This is a genomic window from Ruminococcus flavefaciens (assembly GCF_900108555.1).
Taxonomy (GTDB): Bacteria; Bacillota; Clostridia; order Oscillospirales; family Ruminococcaceae; genus Ruminococcus; species Ruminococcus flavefaciens_P.
In genome coordinates this window covers 177,505-203,357 of record NZ_FNWV01000004.1, presented here as the reverse complement: position 1 = coordinate 203,357, position 25,853 = coordinate 177,505, and the positions used below count along the sequence as shown (strand labels likewise).

At 45.9% G+C, this 25,853-nt stretch carries 25 protein-coding genes; 21 read left to right on the top strand and 4 right to left on the bottom strand.

What is annotated here, in order from left to right; all coding sequences use genetic code 11:
- Positions 1-3: 3 nt before the first annotated feature.
- The 3 genes from BLW60_RS07625 to spoIID all read right to left on the bottom strand — a co-directional run bounded on the left by BLW60_RS07625 (position 4) and on the right by spoIID (position 3,651).
- On the bottom strand, positions 4-1,068 hold the full coding sequence (locus BLW60_RS07625) for a mannose-1-phosphate guanylyltransferase (protein ID WP_074715996.1): 1,065 nt from the start codon (positions 1,066-1,068) through the stop codon (positions 4-6).
- On the bottom strand, positions 1,065-2,450 hold the full coding sequence (locus BLW60_RS07620; protein WP_074715994.1) for a sugar transferase: 1,386 nt from the start codon (positions 2,448-2,450) through the stop codon (positions 1,065-1,067). The genes BLW60_RS07625 and BLW60_RS07620 overlap by 4 nt, the downstream gene beginning before the upstream one ends.
- A gap of 178 nt (positions 2,451-2,628) precedes the next feature.
- Complete coding sequence (gene spoIID, locus BLW60_RS07615) at positions 2,629-3,651, bottom strand: stage II sporulation protein D (RefSeq protein ID WP_074715991.1); 1,023 nt, start codon at positions 3,649-3,651, stop codon at positions 2,629-2,631.
- 131 nt (positions 3,652-3,782) lie between these two features.
- Here spoIID and BLW60_RS07610 point away from each other — a divergent pair, with 131 nt between their 5' ends.
- From BLW60_RS07610 to BLW60_RS07560, 11 genes are read left to right on the top strand one after another with little or no spacing between them, the layout of a single operon-like run.
- Positions 3,783-5,141 carry a citrate synthase gene (locus BLW60_RS07610; protein ID WP_074715989.1) on the top strand — a complete coding sequence of 453 codons (1,359 nt, stop codon included), beginning with the start codon at positions 3,783-3,785 and terminating at the stop codon, positions 5,139-5,141.
- A 9-nt stretch (positions 5,142-5,150) separates the two neighbouring features.
- A complete protein-coding gene (locus BLW60_RS07605) occupies positions 5,151-6,476 on the top strand; it encodes a hypothetical protein (protein ID WP_074715987.1) in 1,326 nt (441 codons plus the stop codon).
- Between the two features lie 33 nt (positions 6,477-6,509).
- A complete protein-coding gene (locus BLW60_RS07600; protein ID WP_074715985.1) occupies positions 6,510-7,211 on the top strand; it encodes a response regulator transcription factor in 702 nt (233 codons plus the stop codon).
- Positions 7,211-8,614, top strand: a complete 1,404-nt coding sequence (locus BLW60_RS07595) for a sensor histidine kinase (protein WP_074715983.1) — start codon at positions 7,211-7,213, stop codon at positions 8,612-8,614. Before BLW60_RS07600 ends, BLW60_RS07595 begins: the two co-directional genes overlap by 1 nt.
- A 35-nt stretch (positions 8,615-8,649) precedes the next feature.
- A complete protein-coding gene (locus tag BLW60_RS07590) occupies positions 8,650-9,720 on the top strand; it encodes a DUF1385 domain-containing protein (RefSeq protein ID WP_074715981.1) in 1,071 nt (356 codons plus the stop codon).
- Positions 9,714-10,583, top strand: coding sequence for a peptide chain release factor N(5)-glutamine methyltransferase (prmC, locus tag BLW60_RS07585; RefSeq protein WP_074715979.1), 870 nt, complete (start codon positions 9,714-9,716; stop codon positions 10,581-10,583). The genes BLW60_RS07590 and prmC overlap by 7 nt, the downstream gene beginning before the upstream one ends.
- 23 nt (positions 10,584-10,606) lie before the next feature.
- On the top strand, positions 10,607-11,785 hold the full coding sequence (gene recA / locus BLW60_RS07580; RefSeq protein WP_074715977.1) for a recombinase RecA: 1,179 nt from the start codon (positions 10,607-10,609) through the stop codon (positions 11,783-11,785).
- Positions 11,785-12,426: a regulatory protein RecX gene (locus BLW60_RS07575; protein ID WP_074715975.1), complete on the top strand. Its 642-nt coding sequence runs from the start codon at positions 11,785-11,787 to the stop codon at positions 12,424-12,426. Before recA ends, BLW60_RS07575 begins: the two co-directional genes overlap by 1 nt.
- A 1-nt stretch (position 12,427) precedes the next feature.
- Entirely contained in the window at positions 12,428-13,759 is a 1,332-nt protein-coding gene (gene rimO / locus BLW60_RS07570; RefSeq protein WP_074715973.1) for a 30S ribosomal protein S12 methylthiotransferase RimO, read from the top strand.
- Positions 13,756-14,340 (top strand): CDP-diacylglycerol--glycerol-3-phosphate 3-phosphatidyltransferase, encoded by a 585-nt coding sequence (gene pgsA / locus BLW60_RS07565; protein ID WP_074715971.1) that lies wholly within the window; start codon positions 13,756-13,758, stop codon positions 14,338-14,340. The genes rimO and pgsA overlap by 4 nt, the downstream gene beginning before the upstream one ends.
- A gap of 48 nt (positions 14,341-14,388) precedes the next feature.
- Positions 14,389-14,775 (top strand): metal-dependent transcriptional regulator, encoded by a 387-nt coding sequence (locus tag BLW60_RS07560; protein ID WP_074715968.1) that lies wholly within the window; start codon positions 14,389-14,391, stop codon positions 14,773-14,775.
- Between the two features lie 53 nt (positions 14,776-14,828).
- Here the strand turns inward: BLW60_RS07560 and htpG are convergent, their stop codons facing one another.
- Entirely contained in the window at positions 14,829-16,730 is a 1,902-nt protein-coding gene (gene htpG / locus BLW60_RS07555) for a molecular chaperone HtpG (protein WP_074715966.1), read from the bottom strand.
- A gap of 607 nt (positions 16,731-17,337) precedes the next feature.
- Here htpG and BLW60_RS07550 point away from each other — a divergent pair.
- From BLW60_RS07550 to BLW60_RS07505, 10 genes are all read left to right on the top strand, one after another.
- Positions 17,338-17,715, top strand: coding sequence for a hypothetical protein (locus BLW60_RS07550; protein WP_074715965.1), 378 nt, complete (start codon positions 17,338-17,340; stop codon positions 17,713-17,715).
- Positions 17,716-17,790: 75 nt separating this feature from the next.
- Positions 17,791-18,024, top strand: a complete 234-nt coding sequence (locus BLW60_RS17335) for a four helix bundle protein (RefSeq protein WP_347496392.1) — start codon at positions 17,791-17,793, stop codon at positions 18,022-18,024.
- Between the two features lie 185 nt (positions 18,025-18,209).
- Positions 18,210-19,631, top strand: a complete 1,422-nt coding sequence (gene cysS / locus BLW60_RS07540; protein WP_074715963.1) for a cysteine--tRNA ligase — start codon at positions 18,210-18,212, stop codon at positions 19,629-19,631.
- A gap of 208 nt (positions 19,632-19,839) precedes the next feature.
- Positions 19,840-20,625, top strand: a complete 786-nt coding sequence (locus BLW60_RS07535; protein ID WP_074715961.1) for an MBL fold metallo-hydrolase — start codon at positions 19,840-19,842, stop codon at positions 20,623-20,625.
- Positions 20,622-21,098 carry a 23S rRNA (pseudouridine(1915)-N(3))-methyltransferase RlmH gene (rlmH, locus tag BLW60_RS07530; RefSeq protein ID WP_139283381.1) on the top strand — a complete coding sequence of 159 codons (477 nt, stop codon included), beginning with the start codon at positions 20,622-20,624 and terminating at the stop codon, positions 21,096-21,098. The genes BLW60_RS07535 and rlmH overlap by 4 nt, the downstream gene beginning before the upstream one ends.
- 159 nt (positions 21,099-21,257) lie before the next feature.
- On the top strand, positions 21,258-22,034 hold the full coding sequence (locus BLW60_RS07525; protein WP_028517830.1) for an ABC transporter permease: 777 nt from the start codon (positions 21,258-21,260) through the stop codon (positions 22,032-22,034).
- Entirely contained in the window at positions 22,034-23,269 is a 1,236-nt protein-coding gene (locus tag BLW60_RS07520) for an ABC transporter ATP-binding protein (RefSeq protein ID WP_074715958.1), read from the top strand. The genes BLW60_RS07525 and BLW60_RS07520 overlap by 1 nt, the downstream gene beginning before the upstream one ends.
- Before the next feature lie 3 nt (positions 23,270-23,272).
- A complete protein-coding gene (locus BLW60_RS07515) occupies positions 23,273-24,304 on the top strand; it encodes a class I SAM-dependent methyltransferase (protein WP_074715954.1) in 1,032 nt (343 codons plus the stop codon).
- Positions 24,305-24,307: 3 nt separating this feature from the next.
- Entirely contained in the window at positions 24,308-24,763 is a 456-nt protein-coding gene (locus BLW60_RS07510) for a coiled-coil domain-containing protein (RefSeq protein WP_074715952.1), read from the top strand.
- Entirely contained in the window at positions 24,763-25,842 is a 1,080-nt protein-coding gene (locus BLW60_RS07505; RefSeq protein WP_074715950.1) for a glycosyltransferase, read from the top strand. Before BLW60_RS07510 ends, BLW60_RS07505 begins: the two co-directional genes overlap by 1 nt.
- Positions 25,843-25,853: the final 11 nt, after the last annotated feature.

Sequence of the window (25,853 nt, the reverse complement as noted above, 5' to 3'; positions counted from 1 at the left end):
CCTTTAAACTAATTCGTTCCTGTTCTGTTCTTTGAGCTGAGCGATGACCTTTTTAACGTCCTGAGTATTGTTCTTTGAGCATACAAGGAGCACATCGTCGGTATCAACGATGATAAGGTCTCTTGTACCTACAGCAGCAACAAGGCGTTTTCCGCCGCATACTGTGGTACGCTTTGAATCTATGGTGATAACATCGCCGTCGATGTAGTTGTTTTCGTCGTCTGTCTCGTTGATACGCTCGACAGCTAACCAGCTTCCCACATCGTCCCAGCCGAAGCTTCCGGGGATAGTATAGATATGCTTTGCTTTCTCCATGATGCCGAAGTCTACTGACTCGCTTCTGAAAGCTGTGAATTCCTTTACGAGAGTTTCGTTGAACTGAGGAGTTCCGTAAGCCTGTCCTATGCGTACTGCGCCCTCGTAGATATCGGGCATGAGAGACTGCATATTCAGCATTATGGAAGAGAGCTTCCAAACGAACATACCGCTGTTCCAGAGGTACTTGCCCGATGCAAGGTACTCCTTTGCTTTTGCGAGGTCGGGCTTTTCAACGAAACGCTCAACAGCGTACACATCGCCCTTTTCCTCGCCGAAATTGATATAGCCGTAGCCTGTCTCGGGATATTCGGGAGTAATGCCGATAGTAACGAGACGCTTGCCTTTTTCGGCAGCCTTGATAGCCTTTTTAAGCGTATTTATATAAATATCCTCATAGCCGATAAGGTGGTCTGAGGGGAGCACCAGCATTACAGCATCTTCGTATTTTCTGTTTATTACAGCTGCTGCAAAAGCGATACACGGAGCAGTGTTCCTTGCGCATGGCTCGGCAAGGATATTCTCTCTCGGGATATTGGGGAGCTGCTCATTTACAAGGTCGATATAAGCTGCATTGGTAACGATATAGATATCCTCAGCTTCAACTATTGGTGCGAGTCTTTTTACAGTTTTCTGTATCATGGTCTCGCCGTCCCTTGTAAGTGAGAGGAACTGCTTGGGACAAGCATTGCGGCTCTTTGGCCAGAAGCGTTCGCCTCGTCCGCCTGCCATGATAACTGCGGTGGTTTTCATTTTGTATCCTCCTTTTGGTTCATGTTCTTCGGCATGAGAAGTCCTTCGGCAGTTTCTGCGTTATTCTTAGGTGGGAAGAACATTGTCTTTATTGTCATAAGTATTATCTGAAGGTCAAGACGTATTGAGTAGTTTTCAATGTACATCAGATCCATTTTCAGCTTGTCATATGGAGTTGTATCGTATGCGCCCGTGACCTGTGCATAGCCTGTGAGACCTGCTTTGACTTTGAGTCTGAAGCCGAATTCGGGCATTTCCTTTTTGTATTCCTCGGTAAGCTCGGGACGCTCGGGGCGCGGTCCTACAACGGACATATCACCCTTGAGGATATTGAGGAGCTGAGGGAACTCGTCGATACGGAATTTTCTCAGTATCTTTCCAACGGGAGTTATACGGTCGTCCTCTTCGGAAGCAAGACGGGGCTTGCCGTCCTTTTCCGCGTCAACTATCATGCTGCGGAATTTATACACATAGAATTCCCTGCCGTTGAGGGTAAGACGCTTCTGCTTGTAGAATACAGGGCCTCTGTCGTAGAGCTTTACGGCGATCGCCGATATGAGCATGAAAGGAGCGGCAGGAACGAGGGCGATAAGTGAGAATACTATGTCAAATACGCGCTTTACCAGCTGCTGCTCGAAATCAAGACCGTAATTGCGGCAGAGCATGAGAGGAGTATCGAACAGACGTATATCGTCTGCTCCTCTTATTATAATATCCGATATTTTCGGTGCGATATACGCACGTTTTGAGTGCTCAAAGCAGAATTTGAGGTAGTCGTTACGCTGCTCGGCAGGTATATCGCATACGATAGCACCTTCGTACTTCATTATGAGCTCTTTCACCTTTTCCTCGGGCTCGTTTATGCTTATGGACTCGCATATCATGTACTTGTCCACTCGCTGGCTCATTTTCAGTACCAGTGATGCAGCCTGATGGCTGCCGTAGATGATGACCAGCTTTCTCGGCGGATACATCATGAAGTAGACCTTTCCTGCCAGAAGCGTCCATATGGCTATGGCACCGAGATCAACGCCTGTCATATACACCACAGGCGCAACGGGCATGAAATGTCGTCCTATAAGGCTGATGACGAAATAGGACACCACGTTCACACATATCATGGATATCATCTGGGAGTAAAGCATATCGGTCTTTTTGAGGTAGCCCAGCTTGAAGCCGCCGTAGGCTCTGAAAAACAGCCATACAAGCAGGCAGTATATAGCGATGAGCACCCAGTTTCCTCGCCTGTAGTAAGGCAGGACTATCTGCTCGCTGTATTGCTTGTACCATACATAGGCGAAAATGCCTGTCAGTATGCCAAGCAGGAGCATAGCAGAAATGAAAGTAACAAATCTTTTATATAGATCTCTGTTTTTGTTCATAATCCTTTATCCGTCGGTTCGCGGACACAAGTCTCCTTTTGGTTTGTTTTTATATTTCTCATGTTATGCTGTATCAAACAACACAAAATCATTATAGCAAATCGTCAGAGCTATGTCAATACGAATTGACGGAAATGGCAAAAAACGACCGCTTTTTATTGCTATTTGCACAAAAGCTTCAGCTCACAGATATGGTACATTCAGGATAGTAATGAGCAATGATATCGCGCCAGCTTTTGCCCTCCTCAGCCATAGCGTTGGCACCGTACTGGCTCATTCCCACGCCGTGTCCGTAGCCCTTTGTGGTTATAACGGCAGTATCGCCCTCGGTACGCACATCAAAGCTTGCTGAGCGCAGACCGAGAGCAAGCCTTATATCGTTTCCGGTTGCGGACTTTCCGCCTACATCCGCTGATAAGACAGTCCCTGCGTCTGACGTGGTATTTATCCTTATCCACTCCGACATATCCTCGCCGAGAGATATGCCGTCAAATGCTGCTTCAAGGGCGTTTTTCAGCTCGTCCCGTGAAAACTTCTTTTCCTCGCGGAATTTCGGCGCAGTAAGGTCTGAGCGGCTGTCAACTTCCACAAGATAGTCAACGGGAGTTCCCCATACGTTTTCCGCACTTTCCGTATAGCCTGCGGACATTGAGTGAAAAGCGGCTATGATAGGCGCGTCATCGTATGTGATTATGTACGGCAGGACTTCATCGGCTGCGGCGGATATTTTGCCATAGCTCTCTTCAAATTTTTCGCCGAACCGTTCACGCGCCTGTTCTTTTGTGAAGAACCCCTGATATACTGCGGTATCATTGGAAAAATCGGCACCGCCGAGCTCGGGAGTAGGAGAGGCTTTTTCCCTCAGCCGCTGCCTTTCGGCGTAGGTGTGAGCAGCTACAGCCTGAGCTTTGAGGGCTTCTTCACTGAAAGACGCAGGCATTTCCGCGCAGACAGCTCCGATAACATAGTCGCGGACGGGTACTTCAAGGACCTTTCCGCTTTCGGTGTCGAGCACCTTGTACGGCTCATCTGAGCATACTGCCTTTTTTGCACTTTTATCTTCCGAAAATTCGGCTTCTTTCGGCTGTACCTGCCCTGTATCTTTTGCAGAGACGTTCTTTCCGTAAAAGCAGGCAGGGAATACGGGGATAAGAGTTACGGCTGCTGTTAAAAGCAGTGCGGCGGTAAGATATTTTTTCATAAGCTTCTCCTTTGGTCACAGTGTATAAGAACATTTGTTTTGAACAGCGGTTTATATACGAAATAACATTTGACATTAAACAGAATATGGTGTATAATTAATAATGAATATGTTTTAGGAGTGTGATCATAATGCCTTCATTCATTTCAGGGGCTAATATTACAGATTTATGCGGCAGACTTGCTGATAATACCGCTATAGATCCAAAACTTTATGAAAAATACCACGTTAAGAGAGGACTCCGCAACAGTGACGGCACAGGTGTAATGGCAGGAATAACCAATATCTGCAACGTTCACGGTTATGTTATGAATGAGGGAGAAAGAGAGCCTATCCCCGGACAGCTCATCTACAGAGGATATAATATCAACGATCTTGTTGCCAATGTTGAAGAGGACGACCGCTTCGGATATGAGGAGACGGCTTTCCTTCTGCTTTTCGGTCATCTCCCGAACGTGAAGGAGCTGAAGACCTTCAGTTCATACATTTCAGTAAAAAGAGACCTCCCCAACGGCTTCGTTGAGGATATGATACTCAAAGCACCGTCAAAGAATATCATGAACAAGCTGGCACGTTCTGTTCTGGCTCTGTATTCTTACGATGACGAGTGTGAGAACAAGGGGCTCGAAAACGAGATGCGCACTGCTGTGAGCCTTATCGCAAAGCTCCCTGTTATCATGGCCAACGCTTATCAGGTAAAGCGCAGGGTATTCGATAACCAGAGCATGATAATGCACCCCATCAACTATGAGGAAAACACAGCTCAGTGTATACTTTCGCTTCTCCGTCCCGACAGACAGTACACAAAGGACGAGGCACAGATGCTTGACCGTCTGCTCATGTTACAGGCAGAGCACGGCGGCGGAAACAACTCCACATTTACCTGCCGCGTACTTACTTCTTCGGGCACAGATCCTTATTCTGCTTATTCATCAGCTATATGCTCACTGAAAGGACCTCGCCACGGCGGTGCTAACCTTCAGGTAATAAATATGCTTGACAATTTCAAGGCGAATATCAAGAACTGGGAAGACGAGGGCGAAGTTGCCGATTATATGCGCAAGACCATACGCAAGGAGACAAATGACCATTCAGGTCTTATCTACGGTATGGGCCATGCTGTATATACTATCTCCGATCCTCGTGCAGTTATACTCAAGAAGAAAGCTTTCGAGCTTGCAAAGGGCAAGGAGATCGAGGCTGAGTTCAGACTTCTCGAAACTATCGAGCGTCTTACACCAGAGGTATTCCTCGAAATGAAGGGCAATACAAAGGCCATGTGTGCAAACGTTGATATGTATTCAGGTCTCGTTTACAGAATGCTCGGGATCCCTGATGAGCTTTTCACTCCGCTTTTCGCTATCGCTCGTATGGCAGGCTGGGCAGCTCACCGCATGGAGGAGATACTCACAGGCGGAAGGATTATCCGTCCTGCTTACAAGGCTATCGCAAAGGAAAAGGAATACATAAAGCTCGAAGAGCGTGAATGATCTTGAATTATGAAAAAAACATCACTGCTTCTGACAGCTGTGCTTACAGCGTCAGGGCTAAGCGGCTGTACCTTCGGTGCGAGCATAGATACACTTATGGCTCCGCCGAAGCTCAGCGTTGAGCAGGAGCAGATATATTCTGCACTGACCACTGCGCACGGTACGGCAATAAGTCTTAAATATCCGAAAACAGGAAAATATCTTTCCGCTTTCATAGTCGAGGATATTGACGGTGACGGCGGCAATGAAGCACTGGTTTTCTATGAGAGAAAAGACCATGCAGCCGATGAAAATCCGCTGCGTATAAACATACTTGATAAGAAAAACGGCGAATGGAGCTCGGTATGGGACGACGCTGCGGAAGGCAGCGAGATAGAAAAGGTCATCATCTCAAAGCTGGGCTCAAATGACCGCATAAACCTTATCATAGGCACAAGCATGATAAACCGTTCCGAAAAGAACGTATCCATATACAATTACGCTGACGGCAAACTTACCAAGCCGCCCACGTTTTCGGCTTCATATTCGTTCATTGATGTACAGGATCTTGACATGGATAATGAATATGAGTTTCTGAGACTGGCAAAGTCAGTCAATGATGCTCCTGCATTTGCTGAGGTATATGAGCTCGACGATAAAGGCAAGTACCTCAAGACGATACTTGAGCTCAGCGGAAAGTTCAGTGAGTTTGAAAACATAAGCTACGGCAAGGTCGGCGATTCTGAAATGGGTATATATATCGATGCTTTATCGGGAGCAGGCTCCATTCAGACCGATGTCTTATACATGAAGGACGGCATTCTGAAAAAGATCTTTGAAAATTCCGAACAGTCAGAGTCTACTGTACGTCCCGCAGGCTGTACCTGCTTTGATGTTGACGGTGACGGCAGCCTTGAGATACCCAAACAGGTCATAGCTCCGAGCTATGAGGCTTCTGCCGTTGGAGAACAGCTCAAACTTACCGAATGGAAGCGCATAAACAGTAATTATGAGCTTGAACAGCAGTGTACATCTTATTACAGCCTGAATGACGGATATATCTTCGTTTTCCCCGAAAGGTGGAAAGACAGGGTAACTGTAAAGCGAGACGTAGTCAATGATGAGATAGTTTTCTGCGCTTATGATGAAGAAGGTATTGGCAGGGAGCTTCTGCGTATTTTCTGTGCGGAGGATCAGCCTTCCCGTGAGGACCGCATCTCAGGCGGATATATGCTCATGCATTCAAAGGGTGATTCATCGTGTCTCGCGTATATCCCTGCAAATTCCGGTACAGACGATGACGGTCTCGGTCTGACACCTGCGGAGGCAGCTATTGGTTTCAGATTCAGAGATTGATATATACTTACTCGTTCAAAGGAGTGAAAACAGATGAAACGTATACTTATATGCGAAGACGAGGATACTATCCGCGAATTCGTTGTAATAAATCTTAAACGTGCAGGATATGATGTAGTTGATGTGAACTGCGGAGAAGCTGCCCTCAAGACCTTTGAGGCTGAACACGGCAACTTCGATATCGTCCTGCTGGATATTATGATGCCCGGTATAGACGGCTTTACGGTCTGCAAGAAGATACGTGAGAAAAGCTCGACTATCGGTATCATAATGCTTACCGCAAGAACTCAGGAAATGGACAAGGTCAGCGGACTTATGATAGGTGCTGATGATTATATAACAAAGCCGTTTTCACCTTCCGAGCTTACTGCCCGCGTTGATGCTATATACAGACGTGTGTGCATGAGCTTCATCAAGAATGAAAAACAGTCTGTCATAGAAAGCGGACCTTTCGTGCTCAATCTCAAGAGCCGTACAGTCACAAAGGACGGAGCTCCCATAGAGCTTACACAGGTAGAGTATCAGATACTCGAATTCTTTATGAACAACAAGAATACCGCTCTCGACCGCGCAAGCATACTCAACCATATCTGGGGCGAGAGCTATTACGGCGATGATAAGATCGTCGATGTAAATATCAGACGCATACGCATGAAAATAGAGGAAGAACCGTCAAGCCCGAAATACATCATAACTATATGGGGCTATGGATACAAGTGGAATGATATTCAGTAATGGCTAAAAAGAGCATCACAAAGCGGTGGATATTCAACAACTTAGGAGTTGTTGTACTCGCGCTTCTTGTAATAGAAATGGCTATAGTCTATGCGATACAGAATTATTTCTACAGCTCTGCAAAGCAGTATATCGTCTCGAAGCTGAATGCTGTCACAAGTATACTGAGTATGCATTCTCAGGACAGCTCAACGAATTTCTCGTCTGAAATGAGAAATATGCTTGAAACATTCAACGAAAAAGACAAGATAGAGCTTATGGCAGTAAACTCAAAGGGAAGAGTCGTGCTTACCTCGTCGGGATTTTCTCCCGATGCGGACGATGTTATGCCTGATTACGTAAAAGCTATGGAATCGGGCGAGGGCTCTCATGTTTACAAGATAGGCGGCGGAGAAAAGGTACTGGCAGTATCACAGTCCATATCTTCAATGAGCAGTGAATACAGTGCAGTAAGAATGGTAACATCTCTTACAGACATAGATAATACCATAAAGAACTATACAGCTGCGGTAACTGTAGTATGTATAACGATTATTCTGATAATAGTCATAACAGGTCTGTATTTTGCAGGCTCTATCGTAAGACCTATCAGGCAGATAAGCGGTATCGCCCGAAAATACGCTATGGGCGACTTCACAACGCGTATCGACAACGACAGTGATGACGAGATAGGCGACCTCTGTACTGCCATAAACAATATGGCTGACGAGCTTTCAACAGCCGAGGCTATGAAGAATGAGTTCATTTCTTCCGTGTCCCACGAGCTGAGAACGCCTCTCACCGCCATAAAGGGCTGGGCTGAAACACTTATGATAGACGGCGGCGGCAGTCCCGACACCATGAAAAAGGGTGTCAAGGTAATAGTTAATGAAACTGAGCGTCTGTCGCAGATGGTTGAGGAGCTGCTTGACTTCTCCCGTATGCAGAACGGACACTTCACGTTACAGAATGCAAATATGGATATCCTCGCCGAGCTTGGTGACGCTGTTCTCATATACAGCGACAAGGCAAGGCGTGAAGATAAAAAGATAATATATGACGAGCCTGAGATGCTCCCATTCGTTTTCGGCGACAAGAACCGTATCAGACAGGTATTCATCAATGTTATCGACAATGCTGTCAAGTATTCTTCGGCAGGTGATACAGTGACCATAAAAGCCTATGAATCGGGCGACAGTGTTATAGTATCAGTTGCGGATACAGGTCTCGGCATAAAACAGAGCGACCTTGCAAAGGTCAAGACTAAATTCTACAAGGCTAATCACACACGCCGCGGCTCGGGTATCGGTCTTGCCGTTGCCGATGAGATAATCAGTATGCACGGCGGAAAACTGGATATCGACAGTGAGGGTGAGGGCAAGGGCACTAAAGTCACTATCTCACTTCCTGCGGTAAAGCCGTAAGGCACAGGCATTACTATTTTCAATAAGGTGAAAAAATGGGAAACAATACTAATACAAATACAAATGAAAAATTCAAATCCAAAATAGGCGGTCAGGCACTTGTTGAGGGCATAATGATGCTCGGACCAACTACAGGTGCTATGGCTTGCAGACTTCCCGACGGTACTATAGACCTTGAAACATGGGAAGAAAACAACGGAAAGAACGCTCCGTGGTACAGAAAAGTCCCTCTTGTAAGAGGCTGTACCAATTTCGTCATATCTCTCACCAAGGGCTATAAGTACATGATGAAATCGGCTGAAAAGCAAATGGTCGATGATGAAGAGGAAGACGACAAGAAGAAGGACAAGAAAAAATCAAAATCCGAAAAGACTGAGAATGTTGCAGCCTCAGCTGCCGCAGATACGCCAGCTGAGGCTGCTGCCGACAAGACAGCGGAGGCTTCCGAAAAAAGCGGCGAGAAAAAGGAAGAGAAGGAAAAGGACACAGTTACCGATATATTCATGTATTTAGGTATACTTCTCGGTGTTGCAATGGCAATAGGACTCTTTGTGTTCCTGCCAAAGTGGCTTGTGGGATTTATCCCCTCTGTCAAGGAGCATCGCATCGTTCGTTCGCTTCTTGAGGGGATCGTAAAGATAGTGCTATTTGTACTTTATATGTATCTTGTCAGCCTTATGAAAGACATCAAAAGGCAGTATATGTACCACGGCGCAGAGCATAAGACGATTGCCTGCCATGAGGCTGAACTGCCTCTTACTGTGGAGAATGTCCGCAAGCAGACACGTTTCCACAAACGCTGCGGAACAAGCTTCATATTCATCGTGCTTATCGTAAGCATACTCGTTATGTGCCTTGTACCCTTTACGGTAACATGGCAGCGTATCGTTGCATCACTGATACTTCTCCCTCTTGTTGTGGGAATTTCATATGAGTGTATACGTCTTGCGGGAAATAACGATAATACCTTTACAAGGATATTATCCGCTCCGGGACTTGCTATGCAGCGCATAACCACCCGTGAGCCCGATGACAGTATGATAGAGATAGCTATCGCAGCTATGAAGCCCTGCATACCTGAGAACAAGGAGGAGGACAAGTGGTAAGCCGCGGGGAGCTTTTCGCAGAATGCCGCAGCATTATCGCACAGCGCGATGAGGACACGGCTGACTTTGATACCACCTGTATCTTTCAGGACCTGCTCGGCGATAAAACGCCCATGTTCCTGCCGAAAGAGCCTGTACCTGATGATAAGGCAGCAGAGATACGCTCACTTGCCAAAAGACGCGCCGAGGGCTATCCCTTGCAGTATCTTCTCGGACAGTGGGAATTCTGGGGCTGTAATTTCAAAGTGGGCGAGGGCGTACTCATACCCCGTCCCGATACGGAGACTCTTGTGGAGCAGGTGCTGGACATCTGCCGCAGGGAAAAGCTGAAATCCCCTAAGATAGCAGATCTTTGCAGCGGAAGCGGCTGTATCGCAGTTGCTCTGAAAAAGGAGCTTCCCGAAGCCGATGTTTACGCTGTTGAGCTTTCGGACGCAGCACTTGGCTATTTAAAGCAGAATACCGCCGCAAACGGCTGCGGTGATATACATATTATAAAAGGTGACGTGCTGAAAAGAGAGACTGCAATGTCTCTTGCGGGACTTGATATACTCGTCAGCAATCCGCCTTATCTTACATCACAGGATATGAGCGAGCTCCAGACTGAGGTCACTCATGAGCCTGCATCTGCGCTTTTCGGCGGAGATGACGGACTTGATTTCTACAGAGCTATGACGGAGCTGTGGAAAACGTCCGTTAAAGTCGGCGGCTTCGTTGCTTATGAATTCGGCATGGGGCAGCACGATGATGTAAAAGCTATACTTGAAAAAAACGGCTTCACAGATGTGGAGCTGAGAAAAGACGGCGGCGGCATAATAAGGACAGCAGCCGCACGTAATACCATAGAAACAGACCTGATATAACGTAACGATCGGAGGAAATACCAATGGCAAAAAAGGAGCTTGCAAAAAAGCCCACTGTTGTAAGAGTTACTACAAAAGAGGATAAAAAGACTGCCCTTGAGGGAGCTCTCAAGCAGATAGAAAAGAAGTACGGTGCAGGCGCAGTTATGCGTCTCGGACAGACTAAGACACTGAATGTTGCTGCTATACCTACAGGCTCTATGACTCTGGATATGGCACTTGGCATAGGCGGCGTTCCGAGAGGACGTATCGTTGAGATATACGGACCTGAAAGTTCAGGTAAGACCACAGTTGCACTTTCCATAGTTGCTCAGGCTCAGAAAGCAGGCGGTGAAGCTGCTTTCATCGACGTTGAGCACGCCCTTGATCCTGTGTACGCCAAGGCTCTTGGTGTAAATATCGACGATCTTCTCGTATCACAGCCTGACAGCGGTGAGCAGGCACTTGAGATCGCCGAAGCTCTTATCCGTTCGGGAGCTATCGACGTTATCGTACTTGACTCTATCGCAGCTATGACTACCCGTGCCGAGATAGACGGCGAAATGGGCGATCTCCATGTTGGACAGCTTGCAAGACTTATGTCGCAGGCTATGAGAAAGCTCACAGCAGCTATCTCAAAGTCGAACTGTGTTGCTATATTCATAAACCAGATCCGTGAAAAGATCGGTGTTATGTACGGAAATCCCGAGACTACCCCGGGCGGACGCGCTCTGAAATTCTATTCATCAGTCCGTATCGAGGTAAGAAAGGGCGAGATACTCAAATCGGGTACAGACGTTATCGGCGCAACTACAAAGTGCAAGATAGTTAAGAATAAGGTAGCACCGCCTTTCAAGGAATGTCAGTTCGACCTCATGTATGGTACGGGCATATCCCGTACAGGCGAGGTGCTCGATCTTGCCGTTGATCTTGATATCATCAAGAAGGGCGGCTCATGGTTCAGCTATAAGGATCAGAAGCTTGGACAGGGACGCGATAATGTCAAGGAGCTGCTCCAGAATGATGAGAACCTTATGAAGGAGATAGAGGAGCAGATACTTGCTCACAAGGACGAGCTCGACAATGCAGCTCCAAAGAAGAGCAGCAAGGTCAGCGCAGAGGCTGACGCCCCGAAGTCTGAGGGAGCTGAAGCTGTTGACAGCGAAGATGTCCTCGCAAACTTTGACGAGGATTTCGAGGAGTTCACTCCTGCTGAGGAATAATGAAGCTAACTTCGGTCATGCGATATAAAGGCTCGACCTACGAAGCAGAGCTTGATGACGGACGAAAGCTGTACCTCCACGCTGATATAATAACCGATTTCGGCATACACGCAGGCATGGAGACAGACCGCGATACTCTCAGAAAGATAATATACGCTTCAAATTTTCGCAGAGCCTATCAGCGGGCGCTTTACCTGCTGGATTACAGGGACTATACCTATTCGGAAATGTACAAAAAGCTCATTGAGAATTACAAGAGCGAGCCGCTGTGTACGGCGGTCATGAAAAGGCTCACGGAGCACGGCTTTATAGATGATGTGAGATATGCCGAGCGTATGGCGCGCAAGCTTGTGGAAGTGAAGAAGTACGGCTACAGGCGGTCAAAGCGCGAGATAATGCAGAAGGGCATAGATCAGTTTACAGCCGAGGACGCTCTTACACCCTATTCGGAAGCCTATCATGACAATATCATGGAGCTTCTTCGTACTAAACATTCCCGATATCTCATAGACCGTGAAGATAGGAAATCAATAGAAAAGGTCAAAAGTGCTCTTGTGCGGTACGGTTATGATTTTACCGAGATAAACCGCGCTGTGAAGGAATACTTCGAGAACACCGAAAGATCTGAGGAGGAAAACTGATATGGCGATCAAGGTGGGTATGGTATCCCTTGGCTGTTCAAAAAATCTTGTTGATTCAGAGCGTATGCTCTATAAACTGAAAAGCCACGGATATCAGCTGGTAACAGAGCCGGGACTTGCCGATGTTGCGGTAGTCAATACCTGCGGATTTATCAAGTCCGCAAAGGAAGAGGCTATAGATACCATTCTTGAACTTGGAAAACTCAAAGAAGAGGGAACGCTGAAAAAGATCATCATAACAGGCTGTCTTGTTGAGAGATACAAGGAGGAGGCTGCCGAGCAGTTCCCCGAGGCAGATGCTGTTATAGGTATAGGTGATACAAAGGATATCGTTGATATCCTCGATAATGTGCTTGCAGGTGAACGCTGCGTACACTTTGCGCCGAAGCTCGATGCCGAGCTCAGCGGCGAAAGGATAATATCCACACTGCCGTTTTTCACATACCTCAAAGTAGCTGAGGGCTGTTCAAACTGCTGTACCTACTGTGCTATACCTCTTATAAGAGGTAAATTCCGCAGCGTACCAATGGAAGATGTGCTTAAAGAAGCTCGCTTCCTTGCGGAGAACGGAGTTACAGAGCTGGTAGTCATAGCTCAGGATACCGCACTTTACGGCAATGACCTGTACGGCGAGCCAAAGCTTGCGGAGCTTCTCACGGAGCTTTGCAAAATAGACGGACTCCGCTGGATACGTACTCTTTATTGCTATCCCGAGCGCATCACAGACGAGCTTCTCGATGTGATCGCCCGTGAGGAAAAGATAGTGAAGTATCTTGAGATACCAATACAGCACTGCAACGGAGATATCCTCTCCCGTATGAACCGCTGGGGCGATACGGAGAAGCTTGAAGCACTCTTTGCTCATATAAGAGAAAAAGTCCCGAATATCATACTCAGGACAACGCTTATCACAGGCTTCCCGGGGGAGACAAAGGAGCAGTTTGAAGAGCTTGCGGAATTTGTCAAAAGAGTCCGTTTTGACCGACTTGGCTGTTTTGCATATTCCCGTGAAGAAGGTACAAAGGCTTATGAGTTCCCCGACCAGATCGACGAGGAAACTGCCGCTCACCGCGCAGATATAATCATGGAGCAGCAAATGCTCATAAGCTGTGAAAACAATGAAAAGCTTATGGGAGCAGAGCTTACCGCAGTCGTTGAGGGCTTTGACAAGTTCGGTGAATGCTGGTTCGGCAGGACCGCACTTGATGCCCCTGACATAGACGGAAAGGTGTTCTTCACATCAGAAACACCACTTGAGATTGGCGATTATGTTAAAATAAGGATCACCGATACTCTCGATTATGATTTGATAGGAGAGGTGATAGACCAATGAATCTGCCTAACAGGCTGACTCTTCTCAGAGTCGTACTGATCCCGTTTTTTCTGCTGTTTATGTATATAGACGTTCCTTTGCATTATGGTATAGCGTTGCTGATATTCTCGGCGGCTTCCATAACGGACGCTCTTGACGGAAAAATAGCGAGAAAGCGAAATCTGGTAACAAATTTCGGAAAATTCCTTGATCCTCTGGCTGATAAAGTGCTTGTAATAGCGGCTCTTGCAGTATTTGTAGAGCTGTCAGAGGTGAAAATGGGAGCAATACCGCTCATAATCATTACAGCCCGCGAGTTTATGGTCTCCGGATTAAGGCTTCTCGCGGCTAACAGCGGAATAGTAGTAGCTGCCGGTGTATGGGGTAAGCTGAAAACAGCTTTTACAATGGTAGCGATAATTGCAATATTATTCTGGCTGTGTCTTTGTTTTGATTTTGGTATTGATTTCCCCGAGACATTCAGAAATGCGATAGACAACATAGTTGTGCCTGTCCTTGTCTGGATCTCAACTGTTCTGACTGTGATATCGGGAGCAGTCTATCTTAAAGGTTATTGGCATCTTATAGATTCCGATAAGTAATATATTTAATACTATGATATACTAAGGATTATTGAAAGGATTTTTACTATGAAACAATGTGCAGGATACGTAAGGTATTTAGTAGCTATCAAAGAATTGAGCGAAACAGATGATGATGTTCGCTGTGTGAACATATCAAAGCATCTTGGTGTCTCAAGACCAAGTGTCAGCAAAATGCTGCGCTGTCTGGCTGACAGCGGATATGTTTATGAGGACTTCTGCAACAGCGTTGTCCTTACTCCCGAGGGGGAAAAAGCGGTTGAAGAGATATTCTCGTCATTCGGCGAGGTATATACATTCTTCCATAACTTCCTTAAATTCCCACAGCAGGAGTCACACGATCAGGCTGTAAAATTCGTGACGGAATTTCCGCATGATACCTGTGAAAGGCTGAAGATCATCGTAAAACGTACTTTAAAGAAGATCGAAGCATAATAAAAAGCGGTACACGTGTACCGCTTTTTTCTTAGTATTATAGCAAACGCTGCTTACATAAGCTCGCAGATAAGATTTGAGAACTCAACAGGGTTTTCTATGCTCATGCCCTCGATAAGGAGTGCCTGATCGTAGAGGAGCTTTGCGTACTTGCCGAGCTTGTCCTTGTCGCCGCTTTCGCTGAGAGATTTCAGCTTGCCGAATATTTCGTGATCGGGATTTATTTCGAGAACGCGCTGTGCGTGTATCTTCTGATCGGTAGGCATTGAATTGAGGACTTTCTCCATTTCGAGAGATATCTCGCCCTCACTTGTAAGGCATACAGGGTGAGATTTAAGTCTCTGAGAAAGTGCTACCTTTGCTACCTTGCCGTCAAGAGCATTTTTCAGCTCGTCAAGGAGACCTGCACTTTCTTCTTCCTTAGCTTTGAGCTCCTCCTTCTTTTCGGGAGTTTCAAGACCGAGGTCATCAGCGGATACGGACTTGAATTCCTTATCCTTGTACTGCATAAGTGACTTTATTGCAAATTCGTCGATATTGTCTGTGAGGTAGAGTATCTCGAAGCCGTTTTCCTTAACAAGCTCTGTCTGTGGGAGCTGTTCTATACGTGCTGCGCTTTCGCCTGTAGCATAGTAGATATACTTCTGATCCTCGCGCATAGCAGTAACATACTCGTCAAGAGTTACGAGCTTCTGCTCGTTTGAAGAAGTGAACAGGAGAAGATCCTGTAATTTTTCCTTGTTCATGCCGAAGTCGCTGTAGATACCGTATTTGAGCTGTAAGCCGAATGCTTTCCAGAACTCCTCATACTTCTCACGCTCGTTCTTGAGCATCTTTTTCAGCTCGTTGCTGACAGTCTTTTCTATGCTCTTGGCAATAGCCTTGAGCTGTCTGTCGTGCTGGAGCATCTCACGGGAGATATTCAGCGACAGATCCTCAGAGTCAACAAGTCCCTTTACGAAGCTGAAATAGTCAGGGAGCAGATCTGCGCACTTGTCCATGATAAGAACGCCGTTTGAGTAGAGCTGCAAGCCCTTTTCGTACTCCTTTGAGTAGTAGTCGAACGGAGCTTTTGACGGGATATAGAGAAGAGCATTGTATGCAGGCATCTCGTTGCTGATGTGGGAATACTTCAGCGGCTCGTTATAGTCAAAGAACTTCTCTGTGTAGAAGTGCTTGTAATCCTCTTCTTTGAGCTCGTTCTTGTTCTTTTTCCAGAGAGGAGTCATGCTGTTGAGAGTTTCAACTTCCATGTAATCCTCATATTCAAGAGGCTTCTTTGCTTCCTTTTCTTCCTCAGTCTGCTCCTTCGGACGGCTGTGTGAAACCTCCATTTTGATAGGGAAGCGGATATAATCGGAGTACTTGCTTACGAGGGACTTTATTCTGTACTGGTCGAGGAACTCGCCGTAGTTCTCATCGTCTGTATCGTCAAGCATTTCGAGGATTATCTCAGTACCTGCGCTCTTCTTGTCAGCTTCTGTGATAGTGTAGCCGTCAACGCCCTCAGACTCCCACTGGTAAGCCTTATCGCTGCCGTAAGCCTTGGAGATAACGGTGACTTTCTTAGCTACCATGAATGCCGAGTAGAAGCCTACACCGAACTGACCGATGATCTGGTTGTCCTCTTCGAGCTTGTTCTCGTTCTTGAACTTGAATGAACCGCTGTTTGCGATAGTACCGAGGTTGTTTTCGAGCTCTTCCTCGGTCATACCGATACCGTTATCGGTTATTTTAAGGGTACGGCTGTCCTTGTCAGCGGATATCCATATTGCGAAATCGTCTTTATTGAGACCGACCTTGTCGTCGGTAAGAGATTTGAAATACAGCTTATCTATAGCATCGCTTGCATTGGAGATAAGCTCACGGAGGAAGATCTCTTTATGAGTATAGATCGAGTGGATCATCATATCGAGGAGTCTTTTGGACTCTGCTTTAAACTGTTTTGTTTCCATTAAAAACATCTCCATAGTGAAATTAGCACTCTGACTATCAGAGTGCTAAATAAAGTATATATCTTTTACAGTGGCAAAGTCAAGGGATAGGAGAAATGTTTACAATTTGTTCATAGTTGAGGAGAAGCAAATCAGAGTCAAGGGGAATGTATTGCTATTGACAAATACTACCTTAATGGTATATAATTATTTAAGAGCTAAGAGCTAAGAGCTAAGAGCTAAGAGCTAAGAGCTAAGAGCTAAGAGCTCAAACTTTGCATTTGTATACAACTAAATTCTAAGATCTTAGTTCTAAGGTCTTAGTTCTCAATAAAGACATAGCAGTCAGAGTAACTTTTCTGCGGACTTACAGAGAGTGTGCGGCAGGTGTGAGCACATAGTCGGGGGAAGTGAAGTGCGGCTGTCAGTCCCGTCAGGGAAGCGCGTGAGCGTGTGTATCTGTCGGCGTTTCGTCCGCGTTAAGGATAAGATGAGTTCAAGACGGAGTGGAAACGAGCAATTGCGCCTCCGAGGTATATCCTCGGGGGCTTTTTATTATTATGTCTTGACAAATAATATGCAGTGGGATATTTCAAACTGCATACTATTTGAAAAAAGGAGGGCAGAGATGAATATAATAAAATATCCGTCCGATGAGGCGATAAATGAGGCAGTAAAAGCTGACAGCAGACTTCTCGGAGCTGTAAGCCTTGACGGAAGCACGGCTTATGTAGGTGCAGCCGAGACAGCAGGCGACCATATAGCACTTCTTGAAGCCTTTGGCGAGGAAAGTCCTTCGGGCTTTTTCAGGCTCAGCTTTGACAGCCTCACAGCCGAGTGGACGTTTTTCTGTCCGCGAAACTATAAAGGCATAACCGACGACAAGGAGCGCATTGACGCTTACTACCGTGACGGACTCCGTGTTATACCAGAGTTTCTGGTGATGTTCGGCTACTTTTCAAAGCTAAAAATAAAGAACCCACCGCCCGAGATATGGTCCTTTTAATTCAGTTGAGAGTTCAGAGTTGAGAATTGAGAGTTAAAAGGATCAACGGCTGAATTCGGAAAGATAGAGGTTGTTATGGGCGATAGCATTATAGGAGAAAAGAGTTTCAGATTTGCTGTAAGGGTAGTAAATCTTTATAAATACCTTTCTGAAAAGAAAGAGTATGTTTTATCACGTCAGATATTGAGGAGCGGAACAAGTATTGGTGCAAACGTAAGTGAAGCATTAGATGCGCAAAGCGATAAGGATTTTGTTTCAAAAATGGGAATAGCTTTAAAAGAGTCAGCTGAGACCATATACTGGCTTTGATTGTTGCGTGAGACAGAATATATCACTGATTTACAGTTTGAATCAATGAATAAAGAGGCTCGTGAATTGAAATTAATAATTTCATCAATAATAAAGACAAAAAAGGAGAATATGGAATTGAGTGAGAAATAATAACTCTCAACTCTCAATTCTCAACTCTCAACTTTTTATAGGAGGAAATATAAATGCAGTTATACAATTCATTATCACACAAAAAGGAAGAATTCGTACCACATGAAGAGGGCAAGGTAAGTATGTACACCTGCGGACCTACTGTGTACCACTATGCGCACATAGGCAACCTCAGAAGCTATATCATGGAGGATATACTTGAAAAGTATCTCCGCTTCACAGGCTATGATGTGAACCGTGTTATGAATATCACCGATGTCGGACATCTTACCAGTGACGGCGACACAGGCGATGACAAGATGCTCAAGGGCGCAAAGCGTGAGCACAAGACAGTCATGGAGATAGCAAAGTTCTACACAGACGCTTTCTTTGAGGACTGCAAAAAGCTCAACATCAAGAAGCCTGATGTAGTTGTACCTGCTACTACTTATATAGACGAGTTTATCCGCGTTATCAGCTCGCTTATCGAAAAGGGCTATGCATATGAAGCAGGCGGAAATATATATTTCGACACATCAAAGCTTGAAAAGTACTATGTATTCAACGATTTCAACGAAGAGGACCTTGCAGTAGGTGTCCGCGAGGGCGTTGAGGCTGACGAGAACAAGCGCAATAAGGCTGATTTCGCACTCTGGTTCACAAAGTCAAAGTTTGACGATCAGGAGCTTAAATGGGATTCACCGTGGGGCATTGGCTACCCCGGCTGGCATATTGAGTGCTCATGCATCAGCATGAAGAATAACGGCGAATACCTCGATATCCACTGCGGCGGTATCGACAATGCATTCCCACACCATACAAACGAAATTGCACAGTCTGAGGCATACCTCGGACATAAGTGGTGCAATTACTGGTTCCATGTGCTCCACCTCAACACAAACAGCGGTAAAATGAGCAAGAGCAAGGGCGAGTTCCTTACAGTATCACTCCTTGAAGAAAAGGGCTACAAGCCTGTTATATACCGTTTCTTCTGTCTCCAGTCACACTACAGAAAGTCACTGGTATTCTCATGGGAGAACCTCGACAACGCAAAGATAGCTTATAATAAGCTCATTGAGAAGATAGCACCTCTCACAAAGGAAAACGGCGGCGATATCGACAAGGCTGAATATGACCGTCTCATGAAGGATTTCAGAGATGCTCTTGATAATGATATCAATACAGCTATGGGTATCACAGTATTGTACGATGTACTGAAATCAAAGGCAAATGCGGCAACAAAGCTTGCACTTATCAATGAGTTCGACAAGGTGCTGGGACTTGACCTTATCGCAAATGCAAAGGAGTTTGCAGACAATGCAGGTTCGGCTTCTGCTGATATCCCAAGTGAAGTCATGGAACTTGTTGAACAGCGCAAGGCTGCACGTAAGGACAAGAATTTCGCACTTGCAGACGAGCTCCGTGACAAGATAGCAGCTCTTGGCTATGAAGTAAAGGAGACCCGTCAGGGCACAGAGATCAATAAGATAAATTAAGTTTAGAGTTGAGAGTGAAGAGTTGAGAGTTAATGTGTTCGCTTTGATCACATTATTTAGATAATATCGCCGCAGGCGATACTACAACTCTCAATTCTCAACTCTCAACTATTGCACTTTTGTGAAAAGTATGATTTATTGCTTTTGTAAAAAGTATGATTTATTGCTTTTGTAAATAGAAGATAATAAACAGAACGGAGAATATCCAATGGCACGACTCTATCCACTTTTCAGCTCCAGCAAGGGTAATTCCTCATTTATCGGAACTGAAAAAGGCGGAATACTTATAGACTGCGGAGTCAGCTTCAGACGGCTCTGCAATGCCCTCGAAGTGAATAACATACCGCTTGAAGCGATACAGGGAGTATTCATAACCCATGAACACTCCGACCATATTGCAGGACTTGCCATGCTGACCAAGAAAACGGGACTTCCCGTATACGGTCAGAAGCGTACTTTGCAGCGGCTCTGCGACGGCGGAAAAATAGCGGTAAACTCCCACGTCATAGACATTACGGGAAAGACCATAAGCTGCGGCGGCAGTGAGGTGAGCTGTTTCAATACCCCTCACGATGCTATACAGAGCTGTGGCTACAGGATACATACAGAGGACGATAAATACTGTGCAGTCTGCACCGACTTAGGGCACGTTACCCCCGAGGTGGACGAAGCCCTTAAAGGCTGCCGAATGGTGCTTATCGAGTCAAATTACGATGACTATATGCTGCGCACAGGACCGTATCCCTTTTATCTGAAAGAGAGGATACTTTCTCCTATCGGACACCTTTCAAACGATGACTGCACAGTTCAGGTGAGAAAGATGATAGAGCGCGGTACTACGCATATACTGCTTGGGCATCTCAGTCAGGACAACAATCACCCACAAATGGCTGACAGCACGGTACAGCGCGGACTTTCGGGCTTTACAAGAGGCAGGGACTATCTTCTCGGAGTAGCTCCCGTTGAGACTAAGGGAGGAGCAGTAGTATTCTGATGAATATTGTACTTATTGTTATAGGCAAGCTCAAAGAGGAATATCTCCGCAGTGCCTGCGCTGAATACATAAAGCGTCTCGGACGATACTGCACATTTGAGCTCCATGAGCTTGACGAGTGCAGACTCAGCGATAATCCATCGGATAAGGAGATAGCGTCTGCACTAAAAAAGGAAGCCGAGCAGATAAAGCGTTACGCAAAGGGCATGATAGTGCCTATGTGTATCGAGGGAAAGCAGCTTTCAAGCCCCGAGCTTTCGGAGAAAATAACGAACGCAGGCGTAAGCGGACAAAGTACCGTTACTTTCATAATCGGCAGTTCATTCGGACTTGACCCCGAGATAAAGTCAATGGGTACTCTGAAGCTTTCCATGTCGAAAATGACCTTTCCGCACCAGCTTGCGAGAGTAATGCTCCTTGAGCAGATATACCGCGCCTTTCAGATAGCAGAGGGCGGAAAATACCATAAATGACAAAAACGGACAAAACTGTCCGTTTTTTGCTTTATATGGGAGAACGGGCAGCATTATACTTGACAGCATAATGCGCTTGTGATATAATTAAAAGATACTATGGATTTTTATGCGCTTTTTCAGAAAAATCCCGAAAACGCGCTTTTCAAGGAGCAATAAATGAGTACGATAAAAGAACTTTATGACTACAGACAGATGATTTTCAGCCTTGTGAAAAAAGATCTCCGAGGACGTTATAAAGGCTCTGTTCTGGGCTTTTTGTGGACGTTCATCAATCCTCTTTTCCAGCTGATAGTTTATACGATAGTTTTCTCGAAGATACTTCGCAACGATGTGCCGAGATATTATCTTTATCTGTTCGTTGCACTGATACCGTGGATATTCTTCTCATCGTCCATAACCGTGGGCGCAGCGTCAATTATATCGCAGAAAGACCTTGTAAAGAAGATATACTTCCCGCGAATGGTAATACCCATATCCTATGTTACAAGCTGTTTCGTCAATATGCTGCTGTGCTTCATAGTCATATTTGCGGTGATAATAGTAACGGGAGCAGGTATAAACTTCGTGGCAGTACTTACGCTTCCGATAATAATGATAGTAGAATACATCTTTGCACTTGGCATGGCAATGCTTTCATCGGCTGTGACCGTTTATTTCAGAGATTTAGAGCATATTCTCGGCATAGTATCTATGGCATGGATGTATCTTACACCTATAGTATACTCAAAGTCGATAGTTCCCGAGAAGTATCTCCCGATCTTCAATCTCAATCCGATGACGCCTATAATCGAATGTTACAGAACAGTGCTGTACGACAAGCAGATACCTGATCTTTCGACTCTTCTGATCGCAGCAGCTCTGGGAGTATTCTTCCTTATATTCGGCGCACTGGTATTCAATAAGCTTCAAAAGCACTTTGCGGAGGAACTGTAATGGCAGAAAATGAAATTGCAATAGAGGTCAGGGATATCACCAAGAGCTTCAAGGTGTATCTCGACAAGGGCGCACAGCTTAAAGAACGCCTGCTTTTCCGCAAGCGCAGCCGCTATGAGGAGCGCAAGGTGCTCCGCGGCATAAGCTTTGACGTAAAAAAAGGAGAGGCTATCGGACTTATCGGTCATAACGGCTGCGGCAAGAGCACGACCTTGAAGCTTCTCACAAGGATAATGTATCCCGACAGCGGAACAATAAAACTCAAAGGCAGAGTTTCGAGCCTTATCGAGCTTGGAGCAGGCTTCCACCCCGATATGAGCGGCAGGGAGAACATCTATACCAATGCGGCTATATTCGGACTTACCAAAAAGGAAATAGATGCACGACTTAATGATATAATTGAGTTTTCGGAGCTTGCGGACTTCATCGACAATCCCGTCCGAACCTATTCGTCGGGAATGTATATGCGTCTTGCCTTTTCCGTAGCTATAAACGTTGATGCGGACATACTTCTCATCGACGAGATACTTGCGGTAGGCGATGCGAATTTTCAGGCAAAGTGCTTCAACAAGCTGAGAGAGATAAAGGCACAGGGCACTACAATAGTTATAGTATCCCATTCTCTCGGACAGATAGAGCAGATATGTGACCGCTCCATATGGATACATGAAGGACTTATCAAGGCGGAAGGACCGCCAAAGGAGATAGACCTTGAGTATCTTGACTATATGAGCAGAAAGCGTCAGGAGCTTATGAAAGCGGCTGAGGCAGGTTCGGAAAAAACGGAAGCTTCCGAAAACGAGCAGGGCAAACGCTGGGGAAGCGGACAGGCTCGCATAAAGAGAGTCCGTTCATTCTCAGCAGACGGTACCGAGCAGAGCGCGTTCCGTGTCGGCGAGGATATAAAGCTTATCGTGGACTACACTGTGAAAAAGCCCGTAGATGACGCTGTATTCGGCGTGGGAGTATTTGACCTCAACGGCATACAGTGCTATGGCACAAACACAAGGATAGACAAAGTCCCCGATTTTGTCATTGACAAGGACGGAACAGTTGAGATACTGCTGAAAAAAGTCATGCTTCTCGGCGGTACTTACAATCTTGACATAGCTATCGAACAGGGTGAAGGCATACCTGTTGATTATTACAGACAGGCACATAAAATTGAGATGATATCGGCAGAGGGCGATGCAGGAGTATTCCGCATCGAACACACATGGAATTTCAAGAGGTAAGATATGAGCTATTTATCGCAGTTTATTGAAAATGCAAGACACCAGAAGGGCATCAAGGGAAGTATAAAAAGAAAGCTTTTCGGCGGCATATATTCCGCACTTGAAGCTGCGGACAAGGAATATTCCGACAAGACCAGCGTATTTGACGACGGGGCTAAGCGCATAAGGGACGAATTTGAGCCTACCTGCGTCAATGTAAGAAACAACAATGCTATGATCGAGCGTCTCACAAGTGAGAACGAGCTGATGAAAACAAAGATAGCAAGCCTTGAAAAGAAGCTGAAAGCAGCTCCTGCGGCTGTTCCCACAGAGAGCGCAGCTCCTGCGGCTGTGGCTGTACCTGCTGAAAGCGGCTCTGACTATGAGGACATCGACTATTTCGACTTCGAGAACCATTTCCGCGGTTCTATCGAGAGTATCAAGAAGTCGCAGGAATTCTACCTTAAATTCTTCCGCGACAAGAAAAAGGTGATCGATATTGGCTGCGGCAGGGGAGAATTCCTCTCCCTCATGCAGGATAACGGCATAACTGCCGAGGGCGTGGATATATATGAGCCCTATGTGGAATACTGCAATATGAAAGGACTCACAGCCACCTGCGGCGACGGTGCGGACTTCCTTGCAAAAACTGAGGGCGTTGATGGAATCTTTGTTGGACAGGTGGTAGAGCACCTCAAGCCTCATCAGATAATACAGCTGTGCAATACAGCCTATGAGCGTCTTGAAGAGGGCGGCTGTATCATCATCGAGACTCCCAACCCCACCTCGCTCTCGATATATACCAATGCATTCTACATAGATCCGTCGCACATAAAGCCTGTTCACCCTCTTACTATGCAGTATTATCTCGAAAAAGCAGGCTTTAAGGACATCGAGATAATCTATACCGAAAACAGCAGACCGCCCTTTGAGATACCCGAGCTGAAGCTCGAAGGCGGAGAGAATACCGAGGAATTCAACAAGGCAATGAAAAAGGTATCCGAGATGCTGTTCGGAAGTCAGGATTATGCAGTAGTTGCGACTAAGAAAGGATAAATCATGGAAAACGAAAAGATAAATATAGAAGATATAATGGCAGAGATAAAGCAGAAGATAAAGGATCAGGGACTTACTGCGGATATGCTCAGCTTTGAAGATGTGCCATATAAAAAGACAGCACAGGGCGGTTCGGCTTCCGAAGCCCTTGACTATATCACTTCTCATTACTATATACAGCCCTACAAGGAGCTTAAAGGCAACTCCGTAAAGGTATTCATCAAGAAGGTTATACGCAAAATGGTGAAGTTTTACGTTGAGCCTGTAGTATTTGAGCAGAACGACTTCAACGCAAATGCAGTTACCGTTATGAAGTCGCTTACTGACAGCAAGTCCTCTGACCTCAGCGGCAGAGTAGAGACTCTTGAACTTGCGAATAAGGAGCTCCTTATGCGTCTTGACAAGCTTGAACGCGAGAACAATGAGCTTCGCAGCAGGCTTTCAGGGGAGAATGTATAATGCGTGTAGTTCAGCTTCTCCCCACCCTCTCATTTGGTGATGCTATAGGAAATGACACAATTGCTCTCAAGGGAGTTATCAGCGAAATGGGGTATGATACCGACATTTACGCCGAGAATATAGATAAAAGGCTCCCCGAGGGCATAGCTCAGAAAGCGGACAAGCTCCGCGACCTGAAAAAGGACGATGTGCTTATTTATCACAAATCCACAGGTACAGACCTTACTTTCAAGATAGACAATTACAAGTGCCGCAGGATAATGGTATACCATAACGTAACTCCTCCCGAGTTTTTCCGCCCGTACAACACAGCAGCCACACAGCTTACCGAGCTTGGCTACAAGGGCGTGGAGTACCTGCGCGACAAGATAGACTATGTACTGGCGGTATCGGCGTATAACAGGTCAGAGCTTGTAAAAATGGGCTATACCTGTCCTATGGACATAAGACCTATACTCATAAAGTTCGATGACTACAGACAGACACCTGATGAAGCTACCATAAAGAAGTACAGCGACGGCAAGAAAAATCTGGTATTTGTCGGAAGAATAGCTCCAAACAAGAAGCAGGAAAACGTTATCAGAGCCTTTTACTGCTATAAGAAGCTCAACCCCGAGTCGAGACTCATACTGGTAGGCTCTTCAAAAGGTATGGAGAATTATTACGAGCGTCTCCAAAAGTATGCAAACGCACTTGGCATAGGCGATGATGTCATATTCCCGGGACATATAAAGTTCAGCGAGATACTGGCGTATTACCGCCTTGCAGATGCATTTGTCTGTATGAGCGAGCATGAGGGCTTCTGCGTACCGCTGGTTGAAGCCATGTTCTTTGACGTTCCCGTAATAGCCTATGATACCAGTGCTATATCGGACACTCTCGGCGGAAGCGGCGTACTTCTCGATAATAACGATCCCGTATTTGCAGCAGCTGTCATAGACAGAGTGCTTACGGACGAAAAGCTCCGCGAGAGCATTATCGAGGGACAGCGCAGACGACTTGAGGACTTCTCATACGAGCGCATAAAAGCCACATTTGAAAAAGAGCTCACAGATTTTATAAACGGCAAAAAAGCCTGAATAAAGGATAT